Raw genomic sequence first — 9,574 nt, 5'->3', positions numbered from 1 at the left:
GAACTGATATTGAACGGTATGGAATCTATCAAACTTCTACACAAAATATGGGATTCAGTCAGAGTCAGTATTTCTATGAGGATGGAGCGGGAAATCGTACTCCCATCCCAGCTGAGTGTGTGTACCGTCCCGGCCGCCACCCATTGTGTAATTACGGTCTTCTCCTTGTTTGGCACCAGGATCTATCCCCGGGGTATGCCGATCGTTTCCTCTCCTCTTACGTCTGATATCAATGGCCAAGGCAAACAATAAGGTTCCTGCAATTAAAACAACAAACCACATCATCTGGAACACCCCTTTTATGTATCGTATGCTGTAAGTTGAAATCAAATGAAATTCTAGATAAAGCCTTACCCATATATTATAATTATTCCAAATCCCCCAATAACTACAAGCATAAAAAAACGTCTCACAAATAGTTGCGAAACGTTTACAGAACACGGACATTTATTTTTACTTCTACAACAACACGCTAGATAGTTGTGTTTACACTTTTATGATTTCACATCCATTTATTTTCCGAACATCTTCAAGAAACCCAATAATCCTTTTTCTACTTTGATGGGGAGTTACATAACTACCTTATTCTATCCAAAAACTTCTGTAGTGTAGAATTGAAGAGTTCCGGTTCATCAATATTTGCTGTATGCCCCGCATTAGGGATCAAACCTATCTCAATATCTGGATTTGTTTTTTTGATATACGCAACGGATTCGACTTCATGCACATCATGACTTCCATTAAGGATGAAAACAGAGGTCTTGAGACTTTGTAAATCCTTCATGGTAACAGCAGGATAATCGAAGGTCATCGTATGGAGTACTTTTCTAATGGTTTCCTTCCATTTTTCTCCGTGTAGTTGATGAAAATGATGAGCGATTTCTGCATCGTTTTTTCGATATTCAGAAAATATTCATTCTGTTTCTCCATAATATCTTTCAACTCTTCCGGAATAAAAGGCGAATATCCAGTTAGAACTATTCCTTTCACAAGTTCTGGTTTTCGTAAGGTAATATGTATGGCAAGGGAAGCTCCCAGTGACAAACCCAAAATATAACTTTCTCCTTCTTCCTTCATTCGAGTGTAGAGATATTCAAGTGTATCCTCAATATAGTTTTCCGAGGGTTCGATTGTAGAATCCCCATGTCCAGGTAAATCCATTTTTATAAGCTCGTAGCGACCTTCCAAATATGAAATTTGATTAGAGAAAGGTGATTGTGTCGTACCCATAAAACCGTGTAACATATATTTTTTCTATATTAACCTACCTCCTTTTTTAATAGTACAAAGGATTCGTTTCTCATTAATTTTCCTGAAAAGTCTTTCTGAAACCATAAAATGGTCGGTATCCTTTTTGTTCATAATACGTATGAGAAGAAGTGTTTGTCAGCATCTCGATTCTGGTTTCCGGATATAGACCATGTACATATTGAAGCAAAGCATCTCCTATGCCCATGCCCCGGAACCTCCTCTTGACTAATAATTCACAAACAAAAAGGGTGATCGACTGATCTGTCAGTCCTCTGATATAGGCAATGATTTCTCCATGATGCTCCGCTACATAGGCGAGATCGGAGTTATACCAGGCATTTTTGGTTCTTTCCTTTTTCTCCACTAAGTTATTCCATTCTTCTTCGGCGTTTAGCTTATGTATATGGATAAAATCTTCTTTTCTATAGGTTCTGACCTCAATAACATTATGGTTTTTTAGTCTGATTTTCACCTGAAAATCCCTCACTTTCTGTCTCTATTATTTCCGCATGTTCCCCCATAGTGGCTTTTTCCAAATCGACCCAAATGACAGCCCCTCTTGGATGTTTGTATGGAAGTGGTGTTTCAAGAATAATGGGATCTTCAAGTACCCACGCGTACGTCTTTTTATAAGGGAGTTGAAGGCTTCTCTCACTAGTTACGTAATGCCGCACTGAGTTCTGCTGGTAATCCTCCATTGTCAATTCAATACAGTCAACTATATTAACGGTTCCCACAACTGTACCCGTACCGCTTTGAATTATTCCTACTCTTCCCCTGATGTGAGTGTTGGAACCACGGATCTCCCACGTCTTTCTCCCCTCGAGTATGAAATTAACCCAAGGGAATTTGATTAATAATCCTTTCATTGGTTCATCCCCATGTCCAAATTGATATATTTTTAGAGTCTTTCTGTTAAAAATAATTCTCTACCAACCTACTTAACACTATTAGATTCAGCATAATACGCAAGAACGTAATGACTTTATTTTAACATAATTATCCAATATTTCTTATTTTTTATAAAAGAAGCTCAATCCTTGGATTGGCTCCTTGTACTTCTATTCATTCTTATCTAGACTTATTTCCATTCACTTAGGAAATCCTACTATTCATTGATGCCAGATAAATTAATTTCAATTCTTACGTTCATTTCCCCTCTTGAAATTCCCCGTCACCTTCGCCATGATCAACTGGATACTTTTTTCATCACTAGCGCTCTTTATCTTTTTTAAAAATTTTTCCGCTTCCCTCCCTCTTAAGATTTTCACCTGCTTGCCCTCATATTCAATAAATACGTTTTCATCTTTATTGACTCGGTATCGAAAAGGTGATTCATCCAGGCGGTTTCGTTTATCGATATTGCTCATATCGTGTTTACCCTTCCTTTCATGTTTGTTCCTGGTGCCTCTTTTTATGAGCCTGCCAGGTACGGATCAAACTTGGTATACCCACCGACATACTCACCATGAAACTCCACATTACATACATCCATTGACTGGTGTATAAGGCCACACAGATAAAAAACAATAGTTGACCCAAAAGGGCAAACCATGAAGCGATCCATGCGAAAGTAAGATTCTCCCTCATTCCCCATCCTCCTTGGATTTCAAAATTTAAATCGATCACTATTGATTGTACATACCGGCTTTTTTGATCGCTATTTTAATCTTACTCAGTTTGTCAAAATAAAGCCCGTTTCCCTTAATTTTTTCTCATTCACAAAACACATTCATACGTTTCAGGAAATAAATTGCGGGGAATATGCTTATGACTGAACCGAAAGGAGGAACATTCTATGATTGGAGCATCCGGTGGTGTGTTGTATATATTTATTCCTCTATTAATAATAGCGGTCATTATTGGAATAACGATCAGTTACTTTAGAAAAAAAGCGAAAAAAAATAGAAATTTCTAGAACCTACATTTAAATGACATTGTCAGAAAAGGTTCAGAGTGCACTGAGCCTTTTTTACACTGTCGTTTTGATTATCATCTTATGATCTTCTGAATTCCAGTTGTTTACCTTCTCCTATTTGTGAGGACTGCTTTAGTAACTCCTTCTGATCTGTGTCAATCCAATATAATTGAACAGTATCTCCAAACCTCACCTTCACCTTCCACGCAACAGAGTAGTTGCCTGAGCCATTCTGTACTGCTTCTTTTTCTAACACTTCAATATATATCAACTTTCGATTCAAGGATTGCATTAAAAGCTTGACACTGGATGGAATACCCGATTTTTAATGGTATTATTCTTAAAATCATTTCAATTGAAAATACATCAAGGCAAAAATCGCTTTCAAGCTTTATGTTCTTCGCCCCGGTATTGGTAATGACTTCTACCTCTCCACTCCTATATTCCGCTCTTACATTCAGGGTTTCTTCTGAATAGTCTGTAAAGGAAATCGGTTTAAAAGTATCCTTTTCGACTACTAGTATTCCTTTTCTGTTACCTAAAACTCCTGAGTGTAGCAGTTGCTCTCTGTAAATGGCCGACTTACCATCCACTTGTAATATTTTATTTCCTCTGTTGTCTCTCCAACCTTTTTTTCCACACCGGCTTCAATTAAGAAGACATCTTTTATATCCTTGGCTTCAACCAGGTCTTGTGTACTTTTTTCAATTAAGTACATACTCTTTTCATCCCCTCGTTCCTGCAATAAATGAATAACATAAATGTCCGTTCGACTACATTATTTACTCTGGGATATGCCTACAATTTCTTTAATAACACATTGTATTTCTTCTGAATCCCGTATACCAAACAAATGGTCTGCTTCCCCCTCATCTGGAATCGAATCGTCTTCTTTAAAAGCTTCCCTCTGTTGACGTTCCAATACTTCCTCAAAGGTGGTGGCGATTCGGAAGATTGCTGTACTACGATCACTATGCTTTACACGGGATTGAAGGATGCAATCGGGGATATCAAAATGGACAAGGATACTGTTTAACCCCTTTTCCTTATATTGCTTTATCCTTTGCATCCTGCCGCTCTTACTCAGGTTAGAATTACATACTATGAGGTGGAAAGAACTCTCTTCAAGTGAATAGTCAACAATTGTTTGACTGATTGCATATTTTAGTGTATTCGGTCCTTGCTGTGGAACTAAGCTCTTGTAACAGGTGTTGATGAATTCCGCATGGTTATCCTGATCGATCACAACTGAATTTTTCAGTTCCTTCTCCAGCATGTTAGCGAAGGTTGTTTTTCCGCTGTGGGTCTTACCCACTGTCATGATGAGTAATCTGGTCATTTGCAGCCTCCTTTCAAATTCATGGAGTTGTCTATTGTTTGATGAGCGAGTGTAATATTTACCTTTAAATATTCAGGTATTCCTTGGTGTGACAGGATTTCAGAGGTAGACAACCAAAGAACTTCATCGACTTCATCCGAACTTTTAGCATACGCTTCCCCTGATGCCTGGTGACAAAAAAACACGACATCAATGACATTCACTCCTGAATCAGTCACAAAGGAAGAACTATTTACATAAGTTAGCTCTTTGACTTCCAAGCCCACCTCTTCAAATACCTCCCGTTGAAGCGTTCTCTCCAGGATATCTATTGAGTTTCCTTCTAGTTCGCACTTCCCTCCCACAAGGGAAAGCATTCCGCCAGCATGTTCTTCTTTATGACTTCGTCTAATCAATAACCATTTGCCATTTCTGTGAATGGCTCCTTCAACATTTACAATGAACATAAGATTCTCCCCTAAATAGGATTTTTACATCTATAATTTTCCATACTTTAGTTTCAAGTCATGAACCACTCCAGCTACTATAAACCTGGGAACGACATAACTATTCCCACTATAAAAGTCCATGGATTCTTCTCTTTTTCAAATGGACCAATGGTAATAGCAGTTACCAAAAGTGTAGCGACTGGAAAGTGAGGACCGAATGCGAAGGGGACCCTCTGTTAGTAAACAGATAGATCCTTTTTCATGGTGTTCATCGATGACCATCCCTACGTGCCTGAATGTAACCATAATAGGCACATGTGCCATTTTCAGTTAAATCTTTCACTTCGAATCCACACGATTCATAGAATTTGAAATTGTTTGCAGAGGTATGGGCGAACCAATCTCCATGGGGTAATTGACTTACACAAAGTTCAACAAGTTTCTTTCCGATCCCCTTGCCTTGATATTCGGATAAAACCACGAGATCCATGATAGTAGCAGCCATGATTTTATCTGAAATAACCCTCACCATGCCAATCATCTTGTCATGATCCCAAACAGTGAATGCCCAGGTGGAGTTGGTGAATATCAACGAAAACTTTTCTTTCTGCCATGTCGGTGTATTTTTAACCCAGCCGGCATCTTCAAATAAGGCTTCAACATAATGAGCGGGTACTCCATTAGTTCCTTCTCTAATGATTAAGCCGTTGAAATACTGATACATCTCCACTTTCCCCCTATCAATACGAAAAATCAGATATTGTCTTCTTGGAACCCTCAATAATACGCTCTGTATACTTCACCAATAAGCCCTTTCAGCTGATGAACACCCGTGTCTGTATTCGTCATAATCACCAGACCAGCCTCTTCAAGAGGAAATGCCACCATCATACACTGAAAGCCGACTCCCCAACCGAGTGAACTAATTTCAATCCCCTTTTCATGACTATCAAGAAAAACACCAAGCCCACTCCATTCTTTTCCACCTTGGGGTTTTATCATCTCTTTGGCATTGATGGATGAGAGATGATTACTTTTTCCTTTAAGGGCCTTCATTAACTCCACTACCAAGAGAGCCACATCTGTTGGGGTGGTCCATAACCCGGAAGCAGCAGGATAGGGATAAATGGTGTATTTACCATTTACCAATTCTCCATTTTTAGTGTGACCACAAGAGAACTGATCTTTGGATTGTGGCAGACGAAAAGTACTATTATTTAATTGAAGTGGCAAAAATAAATATTCTTTCATTACCTCTTCAAAGGAATTTCCCAATGCTCCCTCAACCACAAGCTGAATGATACAAAAACCAGCATCCGAATAAAGAAATTCACTTCCGGGCTCATACTTTACTTCAATAGGGGTTTCACAATAGGCTGTTTTCCCCTCCAGTATCTCGACCATTGAAGGAGCATCGAACATGGGCATGATTTCAGGAAAGCCGCCTTCTGGATCTACAATCCCTGAGTGGTGGCTGAGTAAATGTCTCAAAGTGATGAAACTACTAAATGGATTCATCGGGATCTTCCAAGATGACAGATACTTGTTAATATTCTCATCTATATCGAGAATGCCCTGTTCCGATAGGGTCATCACTAATATAGAGGTGAAAAACTTACTGATCGAACTTGCATTAAAAATTGAATCCCGTTTCACCCGTCTATTCGTTCTTAACTCAAGGGAACCAAAGCAGTCGACTTTACTTATGGTAGAGCCCTTGATGATTACCATGCTGACTCCTGCAATTTGATCATCTTCCATTTGCTTTTGGATATTGATAGTTTGCGGTTTCATAGTACCCCCTATGATATATCTCCATTCAGGTTGCTCCTGAATTTTATGGGAACATCTCTTACATTCCTCCTCCAAATCATTTGATCGTAACCTTTCCCCCAATAATCCTTCAACCAATAATCGGGACTTCCGAATTTTCTTGTCCATACCCTTTGAGCGTTAGCATATCCACTATCTATGCAAAACTCTTCAATACCCCGATTCATCAAAGTAAGGACCATGATGTTCAAAAGGAGCGAACCGATTCCACGACTTTGGTACCGTGGATGGACGAATACTGTTCCGATCTCATAAACGTCCTTTAAGGCACCATCTGTCGTGCGATAGATCAGATCACTGGAATGACCGTATTCTATTGTCCCCACAATCTTTTCACCCTTTTTTGCTATCAAAAAATATCTGTCTGCGCCGTTGCTATCATAGTCAGAATGTAAATAAGTGCTCTTGGTTACTATTTCATTCTTTAGATCATCATGAAGAGAAGACAATCCCTCTTTGGCAAAGGTATCTTTTATGACTGTACTGAAAAATTCGGTCAGTTCCTTATAGTCGTCTGTTCTTGGTCTGCCAATTTCAATACTATTCATCGGGCATCACTCCTGAAAGAAGGATCATCTACCATTTTAAGAATTGAATCAATCAAAACATCCGGGCGGTCAAGAAAAACGGCATGCCCAGACCTCTTCGCAAACCGTAATTCACCTTTTTTTGATAGTTTTACCTGTTCTCTGATTAACTCTTCCCACTTCTCTTCAAATCTTCTTAACTCCCACTCTGGAATCCCAGTATCCATGTCCAATAGGATGGTGTATTCTTTATCCCGACCGATCACCACCAATGGAACATCTGGAAATCCACCCAGACCCTTGATGTTTTCCGCATCCTTCTTCCAGTTCTGAATCTCGGAGGCCATTGCTTTATAAAGGGAGGGATTCGTTTGGAAGTCCAATAATCTTTGCTGTACGGAAACAGGAAATTGTTTGTGTTTATCTAATAGTGAAGGTTTGATGATCATTGTTAACTCCGCCTTCTCTTTTAAAGCATAATTCAAGCACTTTTCTACCCATTTTTCATCAGACTCTTTATTCAAAGTGGGCAGCTCCAGCTCATCCAGTCTTTTCAAGTTTACCGACGTAGAATCCACGAGGACCATTCCACCTACCCATTCGGGGTGCACTCTGGCAAAGTGTTGTGCGCATAATCCACCATAGGAATGTCCCACTAAGTATAACGGCTTGTTCATTCCCAGGAGTTTTAGCAGGCAGTACAGATCCTGGACTGTGGCATACGTATTCCTGATTTCATCCCCAAGATCGCTTTCACCAAGACCAGGTCTATGAATCATCAGTATTTGGGTTGTTTTTCTTAACTCCTCAGTGACTTCATACCATTCATCAAAGGAGCAGCCCATTCCCGTAAGAATGACGATGAATGGGCCGGATTGACCCTTCTGGAGTATTTCAAGTTTTTGGTTTTTAATGACTATTACACTGTTGATATTGAATCACCATTCCATTATCAAAATTGGACATACATACATTCATAAGCCCATAAAGCATGATTCCAACCGGAGAGAATTCTTCTAATCAGCCGGAATTAGCCACTATGATTAATTTCATCCTCCAATACATGAAACCTGATGAAATAATGGTTAGATTACTATGGCTACTCATCTGTCATATTCTTTAACCAAGCGGTAACAATCCTCGTTTTTTCATTGGCTGAAGGACATCTTTCAGTACCCAGCCCTCTTCCCCGTTTTTCTTGATTAAGTCATATCCTGTACAACTATTGTCTACAACAGAGATGATTTCTCCCTTCTTCACGCTTATCTGCGCACAAGAAAGATCCGATTTTGCCGAGAAAGTTCCTTTTTCGCTGTGGTGTATGTACTCATTTTTAACGTATAATTGTTCATTGGTTTCAACCAATTTACACTTTGTGAAGTGCTCAAATGGTTGAAGGGGTATCAATTCATAGTTTGGGTAAGAAATGGCTCCTTTCATTGGTTCTGAGATAAATTCTTTCATTACTTCACAGGAAATATGATGATCTGTATAGGTATGGGAAAAAGTGTCTCCACTTGTTTCTCTATGTATGATAAAAGCATTCAACTGACCTGTCGATTTGATGACGTTTCCTCCATCAATGGCAATCATCTTTTTATCATTATCCACAATCGGATTATTGGAAGGAATGTTCGTAGAATAGTTGACGACCGGCCAGTGCCCGACAATGACATACTTCCCTGAACGTTGGTGTTTCTCAAGAAATGAAGGCATCGTGATCGCAGATATCCGTTCTGTATCAATCCAATTTTCCTTATCATCTATACCAGCATGAACAAAAATATACTCATCGGTTTCGATCGCTGTAGGCAATTCCAGCAGCCAATTGATTTCATCGGAAAAATGAAGCGTCAAAATATCTTTTACGTCCCGAACAGTCGTACTTTTTTTGATCTCAAATCCAACTTCATCAAGCCACTCGTTTAGAATAGAGTGTTTTCTTGTGCCTATATAGTTCATCAACTTTTGATTCTCTTGAAGAAGATCCTCGACGATGGTGTCGCAATTCCCTTCCGTTACATGGACATTAGAATTACTCTCTGTTAAATCCATGACATACCGGACCACACCTTTACTGTTACTTCCTTTTTCACAAAGATCACCATTAATGATTAAATAATCCTCCGAACGGAAATTCACTTTTTTCAGCAGACTGATAAAAAGATCCAATTCGCCGTGGATATCCGAGATCACAATAATCCTTCCTTGACTCGGTAAACTGAATTTTTTAACTTTCTTCAATGGGGGTCTCCTTCCTAACGATATGGTTATAAAG

The 9,574-nt window shown here is 39.1% G+C and carries 14 protein-coding genes; 1 reads left to right on the top strand and 13 read right to left on the bottom strand.

Annotation, left to right across the window (positions count from 1 at the left end; all coding sequences use genetic code 11):
* The first annotated feature begins 47 nt into the window (after positions 1 to 47).
* Positions 48 to 227 carry a hypothetical protein gene (locus BAA9072_RS24665; RefSeq protein ID WP_408015219.1) on the top strand — a complete coding sequence of 60 codons (180 nt, stop codon included), beginning with the start codon at positions 48 to 50 and terminating at the stop codon, positions 225 to 227.
* Between the two features lie 580 nt (positions 228 to 807).
* On the opposite strand, the gene BAA9072_RS07465 is transcribed toward BAA9072_RS24665, so the two are convergent.
* From BAA9072_RS07465 to BAA9072_RS07405, 13 genes are all read right to left on the bottom strand, one after another.
* Positions 808 to 1,245 carry an alpha/beta fold hydrolase gene (locus tag BAA9072_RS07465; protein ID WP_269139923.1) on the bottom strand — a complete coding sequence of 146 codons (438 nt, stop codon included), beginning with the start codon at positions 1,243 to 1,245 and terminating at the stop codon, positions 808 to 810.
* Positions 1,246 to 1,303: 58 nt separating this feature from the next.
* Positions 1,304 to 1,723 (bottom strand): GNAT family N-acetyltransferase, encoded by a 420-nt coding sequence (locus BAA9072_RS07460; RefSeq protein WP_201714035.1) that lies wholly within the window; start codon positions 1,721 to 1,723, stop codon positions 1,304 to 1,306.
* A complete protein-coding gene (locus tag BAA9072_RS07455; RefSeq protein ID WP_201714034.1) occupies positions 1,698 to 2,120 on the bottom strand; it encodes an ASCH domain-containing protein in 423 nt (140 codons plus the stop codon). Before BAA9072_RS07455 ends, BAA9072_RS07460 begins: the two co-directional genes overlap by 26 nt.
* Positions 2,121 to 2,387: 267 nt before the next feature.
* Positions 2,388 to 2,621 carry a hypothetical protein gene (locus tag BAA9072_RS07450; RefSeq protein ID WP_201714033.1) on the bottom strand — a complete coding sequence of 78 codons (234 nt, stop codon included), beginning with the start codon at positions 2,619 to 2,621 and terminating at the stop codon, positions 2,388 to 2,390.
* A 19-nt stretch (positions 2,622 to 2,640) separates the two neighbouring features.
* A complete protein-coding gene (locus BAA9072_RS07445) occupies positions 2,641 to 2,841 on the bottom strand; it encodes a hypothetical protein (RefSeq protein WP_201714032.1) in 201 nt (66 codons plus the stop codon).
* A gap of 866 nt (positions 2,842 to 3,707) precedes the next feature.
* Positions 3,708 to 3,887 carry a hypothetical protein gene (locus BAA9072_RS07440; RefSeq protein ID WP_201714031.1) on the bottom strand — a complete coding sequence of 60 codons (180 nt, stop codon included), beginning with the start codon at positions 3,885 to 3,887 and terminating at the stop codon, positions 3,708 to 3,710.
* Between the two features lie 60 nt (positions 3,888 to 3,947).
* Entirely contained in the window at positions 3,948 to 4,508 is a 561-nt protein-coding gene (locus BAA9072_RS07435) for an ATP-binding protein (protein ID WP_201714030.1), read from the bottom strand.
* Entirely contained in the window at positions 4,505 to 4,954 is a 450-nt protein-coding gene (locus BAA9072_RS07430; protein ID WP_201714029.1) for an NUDIX hydrolase, read from the bottom strand. The genes BAA9072_RS07435 and BAA9072_RS07430 overlap by 4 nt, the downstream gene beginning before the upstream one ends.
* A 250-nt stretch (positions 4,955 to 5,204) precedes the next feature.
* Positions 5,205 to 5,660: a GNAT family N-acetyltransferase gene (locus BAA9072_RS07425; protein WP_201714028.1), complete on the bottom strand. Its 456-nt coding sequence runs from the start codon at positions 5,658 to 5,660 to the stop codon at positions 5,205 to 5,207.
* Positions 5,661 to 5,713: 53 nt separating this feature from the next.
* A complete protein-coding gene (locus tag BAA9072_RS07420) occupies positions 5,714 to 6,730 on the bottom strand; it encodes a serine hydrolase domain-containing protein (protein WP_201714027.1) in 1,017 nt (338 codons plus the stop codon).
* 8 nt (positions 6,731 to 6,738) lie between these two features.
* On the bottom strand, positions 6,739 to 7,317 hold the full coding sequence (locus tag BAA9072_RS07415) for a GNAT family N-acetyltransferase (protein ID WP_201714026.1): 579 nt from the start codon (positions 7,315 to 7,317) through the stop codon (positions 6,739 to 6,741).
* Positions 7,314 to 8,153, bottom strand: a complete 840-nt coding sequence (locus tag BAA9072_RS07410; protein WP_269139926.1) for an alpha/beta fold hydrolase — start codon at positions 8,151 to 8,153, stop codon at positions 7,314 to 7,316. Before BAA9072_RS07410 ends, BAA9072_RS07415 begins: the two co-directional genes overlap by 4 nt.
* 262 nt (positions 8,154 to 8,415) lie before the next feature.
* Positions 8,416 to 9,540 carry a metallophosphoesterase gene (locus tag BAA9072_RS07405; RefSeq protein ID WP_201714025.1) on the bottom strand — a complete coding sequence of 375 codons (1,125 nt, stop codon included), beginning with the start codon at positions 9,538 to 9,540 and terminating at the stop codon, positions 8,416 to 8,418.
* Between the last annotated feature and the right edge of the window lie 34 nt (positions 9,541 to 9,574).

The organism is Rossellomorea arthrocnemi (genome assembly GCF_904424705.1).
GTDB lineage: Bacteria > Bacillota > Bacilli > Bacillales > Bacillaceae_B > Rossellomorea > Rossellomorea arthrocnemi.
Note: the sequence above shows the minus strand (reverse complement) of the source record. Positions and strands in the feature narration are given on the sequence as shown.